General features: G+C 68.0%; 16 protein-coding genes and 1 tRNA gene. 8 read left to right on the forward strand and 9 right to left on the reverse strand.

What is annotated here, in order from left to right; genetic code table 11:
• Positions 1-3 precede the first annotated feature (3 nt).
• Positions 4-870 (reverse strand): patatin-like phospholipase family protein, encoded by an 867-nt coding sequence (locus G3N62_RS12870; protein ID WP_034190218.1) that lies wholly within the window; start codon positions 868-870, stop codon positions 4-6.
• A gap of 8 nt (positions 871-878) precedes the next feature.
• Entirely contained in the window at positions 879-1,283 is a 405-nt protein-coding gene (locus G3N62_RS12875) for a PaaI family thioesterase (RefSeq protein WP_048244716.1), read from the reverse strand.
• Between the two features lie 190 nt (positions 1,284-1,473).
• Here G3N62_RS12875 and G3N62_RS12880 point away from each other — a divergent pair.
• Positions 1,474-1,549 (forward strand) — tRNA-Lys (locus G3N62_RS12880).
• Between the two features lie 182 nt (positions 1,550-1,731).
• Positions 1,732-2,781 carry a DUF3592 domain-containing protein gene (locus G3N62_RS12885; protein WP_124670495.1) on the forward strand — a complete coding sequence of 350 codons (1,050 nt, stop codon included), beginning with the start codon at positions 1,732-1,734 and terminating at the stop codon, positions 2,779-2,781.
• Between the two features lie 36 nt (positions 2,782-2,817).
• Here G3N62_RS12885 and G3N62_RS12890 read toward each other — a convergent pair whose 3' ends face one another.
• Positions 2,818-3,432, reverse strand: a complete 615-nt coding sequence (locus tag G3N62_RS12890; RefSeq protein ID WP_124670494.1) for a CGNR zinc finger domain-containing protein — start codon at positions 3,430-3,432, stop codon at positions 2,818-2,820.
• A gap of 81 nt (positions 3,433-3,513) precedes the next feature.
• Between G3N62_RS12890 and G3N62_RS12895 the strand changes: the two genes are divergently transcribed.
• The gene (locus tag G3N62_RS12895; protein WP_059561465.1) at positions 3,514-4,329 is read left to right on the forward strand and encodes an alpha/beta fold hydrolase; all 816 of its coding nucleotides are present in this window, start codon (positions 3,514-3,516) and stop codon (positions 4,327-4,329) included.
• A 24-nt stretch (positions 4,330-4,353) separates the two neighbouring features.
• On the opposite strand, the gene G3N62_RS12900 is transcribed toward G3N62_RS12895, so the two are convergent.
• From G3N62_RS12900 to phnA, 5 genes are all read right to left on the reverse strand, one after another.
• Positions 4,354-5,112, reverse strand: a complete 759-nt coding sequence (locus tag G3N62_RS12900; RefSeq protein ID WP_124670493.1) for an amino acid ABC transporter ATP-binding protein — start codon at positions 5,110-5,112, stop codon at positions 4,354-4,356.
• Positions 5,109-5,789 (reverse strand): amino acid ABC transporter permease, encoded by a 681-nt coding sequence (locus G3N62_RS12905; protein WP_034190212.1) that lies wholly within the window; start codon positions 5,787-5,789, stop codon positions 5,109-5,111. Before G3N62_RS12905 ends, G3N62_RS12900 begins: the two co-directional genes overlap by 4 nt.
• Before the next feature lie 14 nt (positions 5,790-5,803).
• Entirely contained in the window at positions 5,804-6,586 is a 783-nt protein-coding gene (locus G3N62_RS12910; protein WP_049028912.1) for an amino acid ABC transporter substrate-binding protein, read from the reverse strand.
• A gap of 180 nt (positions 6,587-6,766) precedes the next feature.
• On the reverse strand, positions 6,767-8,221 hold the full coding sequence (gene phnY / locus G3N62_RS12915) for a phosphonoacetaldehyde dehydrogenase (protein ID WP_034190339.1): 1,455 nt from the start codon (positions 8,219-8,221) through the stop codon (positions 6,767-6,769).
• A 29-nt stretch (positions 8,222-8,250) separates the two neighbouring features.
• On the reverse strand, positions 8,251-9,489 hold the full coding sequence (phnA, locus tag G3N62_RS12920) for a phosphonoacetate hydrolase (RefSeq protein ID WP_124670492.1): 1,239 nt from the start codon (positions 9,487-9,489) through the stop codon (positions 8,251-8,253).
• 209 nt (positions 9,490-9,698) lie between these two features.
• Between phnA and G3N62_RS12925 the strand changes: the two genes are divergently transcribed.
• The 5 genes from G3N62_RS12925 (at position 9,699) to G3N62_RS12945 (ending at position 16,345) form a co-directional block, all read left to right on the forward strand.
• The gene (locus G3N62_RS12925) at positions 9,699-10,754 is read left to right on the forward strand and encodes a putative 2-aminoethylphosphonate ABC transporter substrate-binding protein (RefSeq protein ID WP_069706579.1); all 1,056 of its coding nucleotides are present in this window, start codon (positions 9,699-9,701) and stop codon (positions 10,752-10,754) included.
• A gap of 106 nt (positions 10,755-10,860) precedes the next feature.
• The gene (locus G3N62_RS12930) at positions 10,861-11,952 is read left to right on the forward strand and encodes a putative 2-aminoethylphosphonate ABC transporter ATP-binding protein (RefSeq protein WP_059561576.1); all 1,092 of its coding nucleotides are present in this window, start codon (positions 10,861-10,863) and stop codon (positions 11,950-11,952) included.
• On the forward strand, positions 11,949-13,676 hold the full coding sequence (locus G3N62_RS12935; protein WP_124670491.1) for a putative 2-aminoethylphosphonate ABC transporter permease subunit: 1,728 nt from the start codon (positions 11,949-11,951) through the stop codon (positions 13,674-13,676). Before G3N62_RS12930 ends, G3N62_RS12935 begins: the two co-directional genes overlap by 4 nt.
• Positions 13,677-13,723: 47 nt before the next feature.
• The gene (locus G3N62_RS12940) at positions 13,724-14,854 is read left to right on the forward strand and encodes a 2-aminoethylphosphonate--pyruvate transaminase (protein ID WP_124670490.1); all 1,131 of its coding nucleotides are present in this window, start codon (positions 13,724-13,726) and stop codon (positions 14,852-14,854) included.
• 102 nt (positions 14,855-14,956) lie between these two features.
• Positions 14,957-16,345: an FAD-dependent oxidoreductase gene (locus tag G3N62_RS12945; protein ID WP_124670489.1), complete on the forward strand. Its 1,389-nt coding sequence runs from the start codon at positions 14,957-14,959 to the stop codon at positions 16,343-16,345.
• Positions 16,346-16,436: 91 nt separating this feature from the next.
• Here G3N62_RS12945 and G3N62_RS12950 read toward each other — a convergent pair whose 3' ends face one another.
• Positions 16,437-17,165, reverse strand: coding sequence for a phosphonate utilization associated transcriptional regulator (locus tag G3N62_RS12950; protein ID WP_034190207.1), 729 nt, complete (start codon positions 17,163-17,165; stop codon positions 16,437-16,439).
• Between the last annotated feature and the right edge of the window lie 28 nt (positions 17,166-17,193).

A 17,193-nucleotide genomic window follows, 5' to 3' on the forward strand; every position in this document is an offset into this window, starting at 1 on the left:
TCGTCAGGCGGCCGCGCGGCCGCCCGTCATCGCGCCGACGCGCGTGAGGAAATGCTCGCCGTCGCGCCGCCCGAGATCGTACGCGTGCCGCATCTGCGACGGGCTCGTGTAATCCCAGCTCGAAATCGGTACCTTGCTCGACGGCTGCACGTACAGCCGCCGCTGATCGCCGTGCGCGACCGTGAACATCTGCGGACGCGGATACAGCCGCGTGACGAGCACCAGCACGTCGCCGGGCGACGGGTCGAGCGCGTCGACGGGCACGTTGTCGACCATCCCGCCGTCGAGCACGGGCCGGCCGCCGCGGCGCAATACCGGCGTGAACGGCGGCGTGCAGGACGACTGCAGGATCAGGTCGGCGAGTTCGTCGACGCGCGTGCAGGCCTGCGCCCGCACGAATTCGGGCCGAAAGCCGAGCGTGCGCCCGAGCGTCGGGTGCAGCGTCTTGCGCACGTATTTCTCGATGTTGTACGCGACGAGCCCGGCGGCGACCGCGCTGCGCGCGCCGAGCCAGCGCGGCACGTGCGACACGCCGATGCGGATCTCCGGCGCGTCGGCCAGCTTCGCGAACGGCTCGCCGTAGATGTCGAGCAACGCCTGGCGATAGATGCGGTAATGCGGAAACACGGGCTCGCGCCCGAACAGGTTGCCCCAGTACGCGTTCTTCCGGTTGTCGCGCAGCGCCTCTTCGTAATAGCGCATCACCCATGCGGCGTCGCGTGTATACAGCATGCACGCGGTCGCGGCGCCGGCCGAGATGCCGGTGATCACGCGCGGGCGCAGGCCGAGCGCCGGCTGCGCGACGTCCCAGAAGCCGGCTTGCCACCAGCAGCGATTGCCGCCGCCCGCAAAAACGATCTGGTCGAACATCGCGCCGCTCAGCTGACGAGGGCGTAGGTCGACGTCGCATGGACGGCCATCTTGCCGTCCTCGTCGAACAGCTCGACTTCGCCGAACACGAGGTTGCGGCCCATCCGCAGCACGCGCGCGGTGACAAGCACGTCGCCCTTGCGCACGGGACGCATGAAGTTGGTGTTCAGCGATACCGTGGTCATCGGCCGGAACTCGCCGAGCGCGGACGAGATCGCGACCACCATCGCGGTATCGGCGGCCGCCGTGAACACCTGGCCGCAGATGACGCCGCCCGAATGGCGGAACTCGCCGGAAAACGGCAGGCGCAGCGTGACGCTGTCGTCGCCGATCGACACGGGGACCAGACCCAGCGAGCGGACCCACGGGGCCAGCAGGCGATCCAGCAATTCGCGGACTGCGTTTTCGTCCATCTTCGACTGTCCAGAAAGCGTTGCGCGACCGCCGCGCAACACGTGTGGCGTCATCATACCGGGAGCGCGCAAACTGCGATCGCTCGTTACCGCGCCGCCGCCGGCCGCCGGCGTGACGAAATATTTTCAGGAAATTTGCACAAAGGGCTTGCCATGCCCTGAAAACCCCGGCATAATCTTTCTTCTGTTGGGGGCGTTAGCTCAGTTGGTAGAGCAGCGGACTCTTAATCCGTAGGTCGAGTGTTCGAGTCACTCACGCCCCACCAGGAATTTCAAAGGCCGGTCAGCGCAAGCTGACCGGCCTTTTCCTTTTCCGCCGCCGAATTTCACGGTTGTACACCTTTCTCGGCATGCAACCCGCGCGCCTCTCGCGCAACGTTTCCGCTAGAATCGTCCGACAAATATCACACGACCGGCCCAGGCGTTTGCCTGCCGGCACTGAGAGAACATGGGACGTCATACATGGAAGCATGTGAACGAGACGCGACCATTCAGAGGGCCTGGTTGCGCCGATATCGGCTTGTCCGTCCGGTCGAGCCGCGCACCCGAGCCCGTCCGAATCCGCCGCGCGACGCACGAACCGGATCGGACCATGCCGGGTAAGGACGCGCTCGTCGCGCTGGCACTCGGCGTCGCGCTGCTCGTGCTCGCAGGCGTGCTCGCCGTCACGGCCGGCCGCGCAACCGGCCACTTGATCCGCGCGCCGGGCACGGTCGTGCGCATCGTGCAGGACAGCGACGCGATGCGCGCGTACCGGCCGATCGTCGCGTACCTCGCGAACGACGGCCAGCGCCGCGAAATTGCCGGCAATACCGCCTCGACCGTCCCGGCGTACGACATCGGCGAGAACGTCGACGTGCTGCTCGACCCCGCCCACCCCGACCGCCCCGCCCTGATCGACGATTTCGCGCAACGCTGGTTTCCGGTGCTCGTGCCGGCGCTGCTCGCCGTCGCGTCGTTCGCGATCGGCGGCCTGCTGATTGCCGCCGAGCGGCGGCGCCGGCCGGCCGAGCCGCCGCCGACCCGCGCCGCGCTCAAACGGGCGCGGCGCCGCTGGGATGTCGCGATCGTGCTGATTCCGATCGCGATCGGCACGGGCTTTTTCGCCGGCGCCGGCGCGACCGCGCTGCATCAGTGGCAGATCGTCCACCACTACGCGCGCTCGACCGGCCACGTCGTCGAGATCGCGAAAAACGGACGGTCGTCGCGCTCGCGCACGTCGCTCTATTCGGCCATCGTCGCGTTCACGACCGACAGCGGGCGGCTGATCACGTTCGCGCAAGGCTCGGCGGCGTCGCATCCGGGCCTGCACGAGGGCGACACGGTCAACGTGCTGTACGACCCCGTCACCCCCGAACGCGCGATCGTCGACCGCTTCTGGGATCGCTGGGGCCTCACGGCCATCCTGTTCGCGATCGGTGCGCCGTTCCTCGCCGCCGGGCTGTTCATCGCCGCGACGCTGTGGCCCGAACACCGGCCGCGCGAAGCCGCCCAATGACGCACGCACGGCGCGCGCCCCGTCACGCCGTGCGCTTCATCGTTCCCTGAACGCCTCCACCTTCGCGCGGTTCCCGCACGTGCGCATGTCGCACCAGCGGCGCCCGACACCACGGCCGCGATCGACGAAGAACCACGTACACCGGCCGCACTGACGCACACGCGCGAAATCGTCGCTGCGCAGCAACTGCTCGAAGCCGAGCGCGGCCGCATCGATCCAGCGCGACGCGGCGCGCGCGTCGGGCCGCCACGCGAAGCGGCCGTCGATCGCATCGAATGCGCTGCGCCCGATCGCTTCGCGGATCGCCACCGCGAGCCGGCCCGCCGCGCGCGCACCGGCGCTGCCGCCCCCATCCGCCGTCAGGTGCGCGATCGCGGCATACGCATCGTCACGAAAGCGGCGCAGCGCCGCCAGTTCGTCAGGCCCGTCCTGCCGCGGATGACGCAGCAGCCGCGCCAGATCGTCCGGCGCCAGCAATCCGGCCTGCTCCGCCCACGCGCGCACGGCCGGCCAGTCGACGAGCTTGTCCTCGTCGCGAGTCTTACCCGTGTCGGCCACCGTATTGAGGAAATCGAGCGCCGGATGGCCGCCGACGAAATCCGCCGCGCGCCATTCATGCGCGTGTCGCGCCGGCTCGGTTCGAGTAACCATTTATTTTCACCTATCAGTTTCACATCCGGACGATCCGGCGTAACCTGTTAACAACCAAAACAGGTTATCACGGAGAAGCCGATGCTCGAACTCCCGAATCGCTTCAATGTCGACGGCCACCGGATTGCCTGGGGCGCGTTCGGCGAAGGGCCGCCGCTGGTGCTCGTGCACGGCACGCCGTTTTCATCGCAGGTGTGGCGCCGGATCGCGCCGTGGCTCGCGCGGCGTCATCGCGTGTATTGCTACGACCTGCTCGGCTACGGCCAGTCCGACATGCCGGACGCGGATGTGTCGCTCGGCCGCCAGAACGCGCTGTTCGGCGCGATGCTGAATGCGTGGGGCCTTTCGCGGCCACGTGTCCTCGCGCACGACTACGGCGGCGCCACCGTGCTGCGCGCGCACTTTCTCGACGGCGTCGCGTACGCGGATCTCACGCTCGTGAATCCGGTCGCGATCGCGCCGCAAGGGTCGCCGTTCGTGCGGCACGTCGCGCAGCACGAAGCCGCGTTCACCGGCTTGCCCGCGTATGCCCATCACGCGCTCCTCACGGCCTATCTCGGCCATGCGGTGGCGCGGCCGCTGAGCGACGACGCGCTGTCGATCTACCGTGCGCCGTGGCTCACGCCGGCCGGCCAGGCCGCGTTCTATCGGCAGATCGCGCAGATGCGCCAGTGCTACATCGAGGAAGCCGAGGCGCGCTACGCGCCGCCGGATTTCCCGGTGCGCATCGTGTGGGGCGAGGACGACGCGTGGATTCCGCTCGAACAGGGGCAGGCGCTTGCCGATCGCATCGCGAACGGCAGGCTGATCAGGGTGCCGCGGGCCGGGCACCTGGTCCAGGAAGATGCGCCGGAGGCCATCGTCGCCGCGGTACTGGACGGGCACGTGACCGGCTGACCACCGCCGGCATCGCGCCGCGCGTCAGAACACCGGCACGCCCTGCGCGAGCGTCGCGACGAACTTCGCGGTGCGCGGGTCGCGCGGCCGGCCGAACAGGTCGCGCGACGCACCGGCCTCGACGATGCGGCCGTCGGCGAGGAACACCGCGTCGTGTGCGATCGACGCGGCCAGGCGCAGGTCGTGCGTGGCCATCAGCATCGTCGTGCCTTCGCGTGCGAGCTGGCGCAGCACCTCGACCACTTCGACGGACAGCTCCGGATCGAGCGCCGACGTCGGCTCGTCGCACAACAATACCTGCGGAGACGGCGCGAGCGCACGTGCGATCGCGACGCGCTGCTGCTGCCCGCCCGACAACGTGGCCGGCCATGCGTCGGCCTTGTCCGCGATGCCGACCTTGTCGAGCAACGCGAGTGCCCGCTCGCGCGCACGCTCGCGCGGCCAGCGCTGCACGGTGACGAGCCCCTCCATCACGTTCTGCACGACGCTCAGGTGCGGAAACAGCTGGAAGTTCTGGAACACCATGCCGGTCTGCCTGCGCACCGCGAACACCGCGTCGCGCGACGGCCGCCGCCCCAGCGCGAACTCGATGCGCGCGTCGCCGACCGCGAGCGTGCCCGCTTCCGGCACTTCGAGCAGGTTCACGCAGCGCAGCAGTGTGCTCTTGCCGCTGCCGGACGGCCCGATCAGCGCAGTCACGCTGCCCGGCTGCAATGCCAGGTCGATTCCGCTCAGCACGCGCTGCGCGCCGAACGACTTGTCGATGCGTTCGAGACGGATCATCGCAACTCCGCCTGGAACAGCGCGTGGCGGCCGAAGCGGGCTTCGAGGCGACGTTGCAACGTGGACAGCACCGAGCTGAACAGCAGGTAGATCAGCGCGGCTTCGGTATAGAGAATCAGCGGCTCGTAGGTCACTGCCGCAATCCGCTGCGCGGCCTGGAAAATCTCGGGCACGGTCAGCACGGCCGCGAGCGACGTGTCCTTCACGAGCGAGATGAACGAGTTCGACAGCGCGGGCAGCGCCACGCGCGCGGCCTGCGGCAGGATCGCGCGGCGCAACGCCTGCGCGCGCGTCATCGCCATCGAGTAGGCGGCTTCCCACTGCCCCTTCGGCATCGATTCGATCACGCCGCGGATCACCTCGGCGTTGTACGCGCCGACGTTCAGCGAGAATCCGATCACGGCCGCCGTCAACGGATCGAGCACGATGCCGACGTTCGGCAATCCGTAGAAGATCACGAACAGCTGCACGAGCAACGGCGAACCACGGAATAGCCAGATATAGAAACGCACGACGGCCTGCGCCCAGCGCGGCCCGAACAGCCGCGCGAGCGCCGCGCCGAACGCGAGCAGTAGTCCGATCGCGAACGACGCGAGCGTGAGCGGAACCGTGAACACGAGCCCCGCGTATAGCAGGGGCCGCAGCGATTCCGCCATCAGGTGCAGCCAGGCCGGCATCGTTCAGCCTCGCGTCACGGCTGCGACACGTCGCGGCCGAAGTACTTCTGCGAGATCTTCGCGTAGGTGCCGTCCGCCTTGATGTCGGCCAGTGCCTTGTCGATCGCGGCCACCAGCGCGGGGCTGCCCTTGCGCAGCAGCACGCCGGATGCGTCGCCGGCGCCGGTCTTGTCGGTCGCCGCGATCTTCAGTTTCGCGTCGGGCTTGTGCTTGCGGAAATCGAGGTACGACAGCGAATCGTTGATCGTCGCATCGACGCGCCCCGACGTCAGCAGATCGATCGATTCGTTGAAGCCCTGTACCGGCACCACGTCGGCGCCATGGGCGGCCGCGAGCTTGCCGAAATTGCTCGTCAGCGTGTTCGCGGACTTCTTGCCTTTCAGGTCGTCGAACGAGCGGATCGTCGTGTTGTCCGAGCGCACGATCAGCACCGCGTGCGACGTGATGTACGGGGTCGAGAAATCGTATTTCGCCTTGCGCGCGTCGGTGATCGACACTTCATTGACGACCGCATCGTAGCGGTTCACGTCGAGGCCCGCGATCAGGCCGTCCCACTTGCCTTCGACGAACTGCGGCTTCACGCCGAGGCGCTGCGCGATCGCCGTTGCGATGTCGACGTCGAAACCGGTCAGCTTGCCCGTTTCGTCGTGGTACGTGAACGGCGCATAGGTGCCTTCGGTGCCGACCCGGAACACGCCGGACGACTTGATCTGCGACAGGTCATCGGCGGCCAGCGCGCTGGTGGCCGCGGTGGCCTGCAGCAGCGCGACGATCAGGATGGAGCGGAGAAATTTCATGGTGCGGACCCCGAATGATTAGAGGAAATCATCCCGCCGGCACGCATGCGCCGTTCGAGAGGTCCGCGAATTCTACCGATGCGCCGGAGCGCGACAAACACGCAAATCCGCTAACGATATGAGCCGATCGAATAACGCCCGCACCGGCCGCGCAACTGGCGCGGGCGCCTTACACGCCGCTTACCACGGCAGCGAATAGGTCTTCGTGTTCGTGAAGCTCTTCATCGCTTCCTGCACGCCTTCCTTGTATCCGAGCCCCGAATCCTTCACGCCGCCGAACGGCGTCAGTTCGAGCCGGTAACCCGGCACTTCGCGCACGTTCACGCTGCCGACTTCCAGCTCGGTGATGAAGCGCGTGATGTGGTCGAAGCGGTTCGTGCACACCGACGACGACAGCGCATAGTCGGTGCTGTTCGACATCCGGATCGCGTCGTCGATGTCGCGAAAGCGCAGGATCGGCGACACCGGGCCGAACGTCTCGTACTTCACGATCGGCATGTCGGGCGTCACGCGGTCGATCACCGTCGGCGAATACAGCGCGCCGTCGCGCACGTTGCCGACCAGCAGCCGCGCCCCGCGCGCGATCGCGTCGTTCACCTGCTGCTCGCAGAACTTCGCGGCCGCCTCGTCGATCACGGTGCCCATGTCCACCGCCGGATCGGACGGATTGCCGTATGACCAGGCCCGCGTCTTCTCGACGACGAGTTCGGTGAAGCGATCGGCCACCGATTCGTGCACCAGCATCCGCTTGATCGCCGTGCAGCGCTGCCCCGAGTTCTTGTACGAGCCCGACACCGCGAGCGTGCTCGCTTCGTCGAGATCGGCGTCTTCCATCACGATGATCGGATCGTTGCCGCCGAGTTCGAGCACGGCGCGCCGGTAGCCCATCCGCGCCGCGATCGACTTGCCGATCGACACGCCGCCCGTGAACGTGATGAGGTCGATCGCCGGGTTCGTGATCAGCTCGTCGGCGATCTCCTTCGGGTCGCCGGTGATCACCTGCAGCATCTGCGGCGGCAAGCCGGCTTCGTACAGGATGTCCGCAAAGAGATAACACGACAGCGGCACCTTTTCCGACGGCTTCACGACGATCCGGTTGTTGGTCGCGATCGACGGTACGATCTTGTGCGCGACCTGGTTCATCGGATGGTTGAACGGCGTGATCGCGGAGATCACGCCGAGCAGCGGGTCGCGCTGCGTGTACACGCGGCGTTTCTTGCCGTGCGGCGTCAGATCGCACGAGAAGATCTGCCCGTCATCCTTCAGCACTTCGCCCGCGCCGAACGTCAGCACGTCGGCCACGCGGCCCGCCTCGTACGTCGAATCCTTGAGGCACAACCCGGCCTCGGCCGTGATCAGCGCCGCGATCTCCGCCGTGCGCGCACGCACGATGTCGGCCGCGCGGCGCAGGATCGCCGCGCGATCGTGGCGCGTGAGCGCCGGCCGGTATGCACGCGCGACCGCGAACGCGCGGCGCACGTCGTCCAGCGTCGCCTTCGGCACGGTGCCGACCAGCGAGCCGTCGTACGGGTTGCGCACGTCGATCACCGCGTCCCGATGAATCCGCTCGCCGTCGATTCGCAGTGCTTCGCGACGAATCCCGCGGACGGCCGTCGATGCTGCAATGGCGTTCATGAGTATGTCCCCTTGCGGATGCAGGTGCATCACTGCAGATGGTTGAGCGCGATGTCGATGATGTCGAAGTTGCGCAGCCGCGCGCGCGCCGTGACGTCGGTCGCGACCGGCTTGCTGAAGATCAGCGGCACGATCTGCTCGGAGATGCCGCCGTGCGAGCGCAGCGGAACGTCGAGGCCCGACAGGTCGTGCTTGATGCGGCGCGTGCCGAGCACGACGTCCTGCTTCGAGATCACGATCAGGTCGCCCATCCGCGCGGGCGGCAGCTCGAAGCGCGCGCAGCCTTCGGCGCCCGTCAGCACGACCTCGATGCCGTCGACCGCGGCGAGCCGCGCGCGCAGCGCGTCGGCATCGGCCGTCGCCGGCACGTAGACGGTCGCGAACGAGCCGAGCGCGCCGTGATGAACGACGTACGGATCGGTGATCGGCAGGATCACGCGCGCCGCGTCGTGGCCGAGCCACTCGTCGAACAGTTCCTGCAGGTAGATCACGTTCGGCTCGCCGGTCTCGTCGTCGTGCTTCGCGTTCATCCCGTGGTCGGCCGTGATCGCGACGATCGCGCCGAGCGCGTCGAGACGCTGCAGGTACTGGTCCATCATCTCGTAGAACGCGTTCGCGCCGGGCGAGCCGGGCGCGCACTTGTGCTGCACGTAGTCGGTGGTCGACAGGTACATCAGGTCGATCGGGCGCGTCTCGAGCAGGCGCACGCCGGCCGCGAACACGAATTCCGACAGCGCCGCGCTGTACACGCTCGGCACCGGCTTGCCGACCAGCTCGAGCACGTTGTCGATGCCGTTTTCCTCGAGGCTCGCTTCGTCGGCCTTTTCCGACGAGAAGCAGATGCCTTTCAGCCCCTTGCCGAGCAGGCGGCGCAGCTTGTCCTTCGCGGTGACGACCGCGACGCGCGCGCCCTGTTCGGCGAAGGTCGCGAGCACGGTGGGCGCGACCAGGTACTTCGGATCGTTCATCAGCACCTCGGCGCCGGTGTCGCGATCGTAGAAATAGTTGCCGCTGATCCCGTGAATCGCCGGCGGCACGCCGGTCACGATCGACAGGTTGTTCGGGTTCGTGAAGCTCGGCACCACGCATTCGCCCTTGAGCGCCGTGCCCGGCTTCAGCAGCGTGCGCAGGAACGGCGCGACACCGGCCTCGGCGGCTTCCTCCAGATATTCGTATGCGCAGCCATCGACGCAGACCACCACCACGGGCCGGCTCATCCAGTTGTAGCGGCGGCCGTTCACTTCCACGGATACAGGCGTTTCACTCATGACGTTCATTCCTTTCGGTTCGAAGGGGTTGAGCCGTCGGCGCCCGCGCCGCGCCGAAGGGAGGTGTTTTCCATGCTTGACATTAAAATGGATGATTTGTAGATTGTCAACAACATGCAGAGAACAGAAAGCAAAACAACGCAGCAGCAAGAGGGCTGGTCTCCACTCATCCGCCGTGTGCCGCGGCGCCACAGTCAAGGGGTCTGAAGATGAACGAAGTGCCGGTAAACAAGCGTTTGAATGCATGGGCGACGGGCGCGGCCCGCCTCGCGCTGGCCGCGGCGGTCGCGCTCGGCGTCGCGCAGGCGGCGCACGCGAGGACGTCGCTGCTCGTCTACACCGCACTGGAAGACGAGGCGATGAAGCCCTACAAGGACGCGTTCGAGAAAGCGAACCCCGACATCGAGATCCGCTGGGTGCGCGACTCGACCGGCTCGGTCACCGCGAAGCTGCTCGCGGAAAAGAACAACCCGCGCGCGGACGTCGTGCTCGGCCTCGCCGCGTCGAGCCTCACGCTGCTCGACCTGCAGGGCATGCTGATGCCGTACGCGCCGAAGGGCTTCGACCAGCTCACGCGCAAGTACAGCGACGCGAACAACCCGCCGCACTGGGTCGGCATGGACGTGTGGGGCGCGACGATCTGCTACAACCGCGTCGCCGCGCAGGCGAAGAACATCCCGAAACCGACGTCGTGGGAAGACCTGACGAAGCCGGTCTACAAAGGCGCGATCGTGATGCCGAGCCCCGTGTCGTCGGGCACCGGCTACCTCGACGTGACCGCATGGCTGCAGACCTTCGGCGACGACAAAGGCTGGAAATTCATGGACGCGCTCGACAAGAACGTCGCGCAGTACGTCCACTCGGGCTCGAAGCCGTGCACGCTCGCCGGCACCGGCGAATTCCCCATCGGCATCTCGTTCGAGTTCCGCGGCCACGAACTGCAGTCGCAGGGCGCGCCGATCGACCTCGTGTTCCCGAAGGAAGGGCTCGGCTGGGACATGGAAGGCACGGCGATCATGAAGACGACGAAGCAGCCCGAGGCGGCGAAGAAGCTCGCCGACTTCATGGCGAGCAAGGATGCGAACCAGATCACCGCGCGCTGGTGGGCGATCGTCGCGTATCCGGGCGTCGCGCGCAAGCTGGCCGGCATCCCCGACAACTACGCGGACCTGCTCGTGAAGAACGATTTCGTGTGGTCGGCGAAGAACCGCCAGTCGATCCTCGATACGTGGCAGAAGCGCTACGGGGCGAAGGCCCAGCAATAACGCGGCCAACACGCCGCGACCGGCAGCGGGGCCGCGCAGCGCGCCGCCCCGTGCCCCTTCCCCTCGTCGAATCCGGCCCCCGGGCCGCCCCAGCATGGAGGCGCGCATGGCACCTTATCTGAGCGTAGAACGCATCGAGAAGCGGTACAACGACACGCAGGTCCTCACCGACATCAACCTGAGCGTGATGAAGGGCGAAATGATCTGCTTCCTGGGGCCGTCGGGCTGCGGAAAGACCACGCTGCTGCGGATCATCGCGGGGCTCGAGACGCAGAACGCCGGCCAGATCATGCAGGACGGCCGCGACATCTCGCGGCTGCCGCCGCAACTGCGCGACTACGGCATCGTGTTCCAGTCGTACGCGCTGTTCCCGAACCTCACCGTGTACGACAACGTCGCGTACGGGCTCGTGAACCGGAAGATGAAGCGCGACGCGATCCACGCGCGCGTGCACACGCTGCTCGCGCTGGTCGGCCTGCCCGACAGCCATCGCAAGCATCCCGGCCAGCTGTCCGGTGGCCAGCAGCAGCGGATCGCGCTGGCGCGCGCGCTCGCGACGTCCCCGGGCCTGCTGCTGCTCGACGAGCCGCTGTCCGCGCTCGACGCGCGCGTGCGGGTGCGGCTGCGCCAGGAAATCCGCGCGCTGCAGCAACGGCTCGGCGTGACGACGATCATGGTCACGCACGACCAGGAAGAAGCGCTGTCGATGGCCGACCGCATCGTCGTGATGAACCACGGCGTGATCGAGCAGATCGGCACGCCGCTCGAAATCTACCGGCAGCCCGCCTCGCCGTTCGTCGCGGATTTCATCGGCCGGGTCAACACGATTCCCGCCGAAGTCGCGCGGGACGGCACGCTGCGCGCGGGCGCGGTCGGCCTCGACTGCCGTCATGGCACGGCCCGCCCCGCGCCAGGCGCGGCGGTGTCGGTCTACGTGCGGCCGGAAGACCTGCGGATCCGCGTACCGGGCGAGACGGCCGACAACGTGCTGGCCGGCCGCGTCGAGAAGCTCGAATTCCTCGGCGCGTTCTGCCGCGTGAGCTTCCGGATCGACGGGCTCGACGGCCAGGAGATCGTCGCCGACCTGTCGTATCACGACGTCGACCGCACCGGCGTGCAGGCCGGCGCGCGCATCGACCTCGCGCTCGATCGCGAGCATGTCCGCGTGTTCCCGTGCGCGAAGGAGCGACTGCAATGAGCACCGTCCTGACCGAGCGCCGCCGCGGCGCCGCCGCCCCCGCCGACGTGCGGCAGATCACGCACTGGCACGACCGCCTCGCGCAGCTCGCGCTCGTCGCGATGGCCGCGCTGATGTCGCTGTTCCTGCTGCTGCCGCTCGCGCTCGTCGTGCAGAAATGCTTCGTCGACGCGGACGGGCGTTTCGTCGGCGCGCACAACTTCGTCGAATACCTCGAGGACAGCGGCGTGCTGCGCTCGATGCTGCACTCGCTGACGGTCGGCGCGCTCGTCACGCTGATCGTCGTGCCGATGGCGTTCACGTTCGCGTATGCGCTGACGCGCTCGTGCATGCCGCTGAAGAACGCCGCGCGCACGATCGCGCTGCTGCCGCTGCTCGCGCCGACGCTGCTGTCGGCCGTGTCGTTCATCTACTGGTTCGGCAACGCGGGGCTGCTGAAGCCGCTGCTGCACGGCCATTCGATCTACGGGCTGCCGGGCATCGTGCTGAGCATGGTGTACGCGTCGTTCCCGCACGTGCTGATGATCCTCGTCACCGCGCTGTCGCTCGCGGACGGCCGGCTCTACGAGGCCGCCGACGCCATGGGCACGCGCCGCATCCGCAAGTTCTTCACGATCACGCTGCCCGGCGCGAAGTACGGGCTGATCAGCGCGACGATGGTCGCGTTCACGATGTGCATCAACGACTTCGGCGTGCCGGTCGTGATCGGCGGCTCGTACAACGTACTGTCGACCGACATCTACAAGCTGATCATCGGGCTGCAGGACTTCAACCGCAGCGCGGTCGTGAGCCTGATGCTGCTGTGCCCGGCACTCGTCGCGTTCGGCGTCGATTTCTTCATCCGCCGCCGCCAGCAGTCGCAGCTCGGCGCACGCTCGACGCCGTACCAGCCGAAACCGTCGCGCGGCTTCGACGCCGCGATGCTCGCGTATTGCGCGCTCGTGTGCGCTTTCTTCATCGCGGTGGTCGGCATCTCGGTGTTCGCGTCGTTCGTGAAGTTCTGGCCGTACCAGATGAGCCTCGGGCTGCAGCACTACCGGATGGGGCTGATCGCGGCCGGCATCTTCGATGCGTACCAGAACAGCCTGCGGATGGCCGCGACCGTGGCGATCGGCGGCACGATCGTCGTGTTCGGCGGCGCCTACCTGATCGAGAAGACGCGCGGCGCGCGCTGGCTGCGCGGCTTCATCAGCCTGTGCGCGATCCTGCCGATGGGCGTGCCGGGGCTCGTGCTCGGCATCAGCTACATCTTCCTGTTCAACGCGCCCGGCAATCCGCTGAACGGGCTGTACGGGTCGCTGTGGCTGCTCGCGATCGTCACGGTCGTCCACTACTACGCGTCGAGCCACCTCACCGCCGTCACCGCACTCCGGCAGATCGACAGCGAGTTCGAGGCCGTGTCCGCATCGCTGAAGGTGCCGTTCTACAAGACCTTCCTGCGCGTGACGGTGCCCGTGTGCCTGCCCGCGATCCTGCTGATCGCGCGCTACCTGTTCGTCAACGGGATGACGACGGTCTCGGCCGTCGCGTTCCTGTACTCGCCGGACACGCAGCCCGCGTCGGTCGCGATCCTGAACCTCGACGACGCGGGCCAGATGGGCCCGGCCGCGGCGATGGCCACGCTCGTGCTCGCGACCTCCTCGTTCGCGTGCGTGCTGTTCGCCTGCATCTCGCACCGCCTGCTGCGCCGCACGCAGGCGTGGCGCAACCCGCATCGCCGTTGATTTCCCGCCGCATTCACGTGACGTCCCGACTTCATCAAGGAGACACCATGACGCTCGCCGCCCAGCCGATCCTGCTCACCCCCGGCCCCCTGACGACCTCCGACACCACGCGCGACGCGATGCTGCGCGACTGGGGTTCGTGGGACAGCGACTTCAACGCGATCACCGCGCGGCTGCGCGAACGCCTGCTGCGGATCGTGCACGGCGCAGGCACGCACGAATGCGTGCCGCTGCAAGGCAGCGGCACGTTCTCGGTCGAAGCGGCCATCGGTACGCTCGTGCCGCGCGACGGCCACGTGCTCGTGCCGAACAACGGCGCGTATTGCCAGCGCATCGCCAAGATCTGCCGCGTGCTCGGCCGCCGGCTGACGACGATCGACTACCGCGAGGATCGCCGCGTCGATCCGGCCGACGTCGAGCGCGCGCTCGCCGCCGATCCGACCATCACGCACGTCGCGCTCGTCCACTGCGAGACCGGCGCCGGCGTGCTGAACCCGCTGCACGAGATCGCGCAGGTCGTCGCGCAGCACGGGCGCGCGCTGATCGTCGATGCGATGAGCTCGTTCGGCGCGATCGACATCGATGCGCGCACGACGCCGTTCGATGCGGTGATCGCGGCGTCCGGCAAATGCCTCGAAGGCGTGCCGGGGCTCGGCTTCGTGATCGCGAAGCGCAGCACGCTCGAACGCTGCGAAGGCAACAGCCATTCGCTCGCGATGGACCTGCACGACCAGTGGGTCTACATGCGGCGCACGACGCAATGGCGCTTCACGCCGCCGACGCACGTGGTCGCGGCACTCGACGCGGCCGTCGCGCAATACGTCGACGAAGGCGGGCTCGCCGCGCGCGGCGGCCGCTACCAGCGCAACACGCGCGCGCTGCTCGACGGGATGCTCGCGCTCGGCTTCCGGCCGTTCCTGGATCCGGCGATCCAGGCGCCGATCATCGTCACGTTCCATGCGCCGGACGACCCGAACTACGACTTCAAGCGGTTTTATCAGGAGGTCAAAAAGCGCGGCTACATTCTGTATCCGGGCAAGCTGACCGAAGTCGAGACGTTCCGCGTCGGCTGTATCGGCCACTTCGGCGAAGCCGGAATTCCAGGCGCCGTCGCCGCGATCGCCGACACGCTGCGCGCGATGGGCGTGCGCCGCGTCGCGGCCGCGGCGGCGGCTTAACGACGTAGCGCGACGCAGCCGGCCGCGTGCGTACGCGCCTGCGGCCGCCCGTTTCCCGGCCGTGCGCGGCACGTGCCTCGACCCTTATTGACGAACCATCCGATGCGACCCTTCTGGATCGAACAAGCGCTGTTCAACGACGGCGATCTCGCCCCCGCGCTGCAAGGCGCGACGCAGGCCGACGTGTGCATCGTCGGCGGCGGCTTCACGGGACTCTGGACCGCGATCCAGGCGAAGCAGCAGAACCCCGCGCTCGACATCGCGATCCTCGAGGCCGACCTGTGCGGCGCCGGCGCGAGCGGACGCAACGGCGGCTGCCTGCTCACGTGGTCCGCGAAATTCCTGACGCTACGGCGCCTGTTCGGCGAAGCCGAGGCAATCCGGCTCGTGAGGGCATCCGAAGCGGCCGTGCAGCACATCGCCGATTTCTGCCGCGCGCACGCCATCGACGCGGAACTGCGCCTCGACGGCACGCTGTACACCGCGACGTCGCGCGCGCAGGTCGGCACGCTCGCGCCGGTGCTCGACGCGCTCGCCGCAGCCGGCATCCACAGCTACGAACCGCTGCCGCCCGCGGAGGTCGCGCGCCGCTCGGGCTCCGCGCGCAACATCGACGGCGTCTACTCGCCGATCGCCGCGACCGTGCATCCCGGCAAGCTCGTGCGCGGGCTGCGCCGCGTCGCGCGCGCGATGGGCATCCGGATCTACGAGCGCACGCCGATGCTCGACTTCACGCCCGGGCAGCCGGCCGTCGTGCGCACGCCGTCCGGCAGCGTCACGGCGGGCACGCTCGTGTTCGCGATCAACGCGTGGATGGCGAGCCGCTTTCCGCAGTTCGAGCGCACGATCGCGGTCGTGTCGAGCGACATGGTGATCACCGAGAAATGCCCGGAACTGCTCGAGGAGACCGGCCTCGTGGACGGCGTGTCGGTGCTCGATTCGCGGATCTTCGTCTACTACTACCGCACGACGGCCGACGGGCGGCTGATGCTCGGCAAGGGCGGCAACACGTTCTCGTGGCGCAGCCGCATCGCGCCGGTGTTCGACCGGCGCTCGCCGTACGAGGCGCAACTCACACACAGCCTGCGCGAGTTCTTCCCGTCGCTCGCCGGCGTGCCGGTCACCGCGAGCTGGAACGGCCCGTCGGATCGTTCGGTCACGGGCTTCCCGTTCTTCGGCCGCCTCGACGACGCGCCGAACGTGTTCTACGGCTTCGGCTATTCGGGCAACGGCGTCGGGCCGACCTACATGGGCGGGCAGATCCTGTCGTCGCTCGTGCTCGGCCTCGACAACGCATGGACGCGCAGTCCGATCGCGCGCGGCCCGCTCGGCCATTTCCCGCCGGAGCCGATCCGCTACGTCGGCGCGCACGTCGTGCGCAATGCGATCCGTCGCAAAGAGCGCGCGGAGGACGAAAGCCGGCAGCCATCGGCTGTCGATACGTGGCTCGCGAAGTTTGCGAGCGCAGCCGGCAAGGCCGACAAGGCGTGACGACGCGTCGACCTGACGACGCAACGAAAAAGGGACGCTGCGCAGCGTCCCTTTGTGTGTGTGCGGCAGCCCGCGCGGGCGCCGCCGACGCTCATGCGCGCGCGGTTTTATCCCGCGCCGCCTTGCCCGCGGCCGGCAGCCCCTGCTCGTGCGTCCGGCGCATCCGCGCGAGGCCGTGCGCGACGTGCTCGCGCACGAGCGCGACGGCCTGCTCGCCGTCGCCGGCCGCGAGCGCCTGCACGATCTTGTCGTGCTCGGCCGCGGACACGGCGATCGCATCCTCCTCGGCCTCGATCGCGGCCTGGCGCAGCAGGCCGAGCTGGCGCACCAGCCGGCGGTAGGTGTCGGTGAGGTGCGTATTGCCGACGCCGACCACCATCGCATCGTGGAACTGCACGTTCAGCTCGGTATAGCGCGTGACGTCGTGCGTCTTCGCGGCGTCCTTCATCGACTGGATGATGCCCTTCAGCACCTTCAGCGTGTCGGGCGAGATGCGCGTCGCGAGCGCGCGCGCGACCGACTCGTCGAGCATCGCGCGCACTTCATAGATCTCCTCGGCCTCGCGCAGCGGCACGACGCGCACGGTCACGCCGCGGTTCTTCTCGTTGCGCAGCAGGCCGGCCTGCTCCAGCGCACGAAACGCTTCGCGCACGGGGCCGCGCGACACGTTCAGCCTGGTCGCGATGTCGACTTCGTTGAGCTTTTCGCCGGGCGCGTATTCGCCGGAAACGATCGCGCGCTCGAGCATGTCCTGGACGATCATCGCGAGCGACTGGCTTTGCAGGAGTTCGATGGCGCTGAGCGCGTTCGGGGAAGTCATGGTCGGACAGGCAGCGGAGCTGCGGGTG

This window comes from Burkholderia sp. Tr-20355, assembly GCF_017104685.1.
Classification (GTDB): domain Bacteria; phylum Pseudomonadota; class Gammaproteobacteria; order Burkholderiales; family Burkholderiaceae; genus Burkholderia; species Burkholderia seminalis.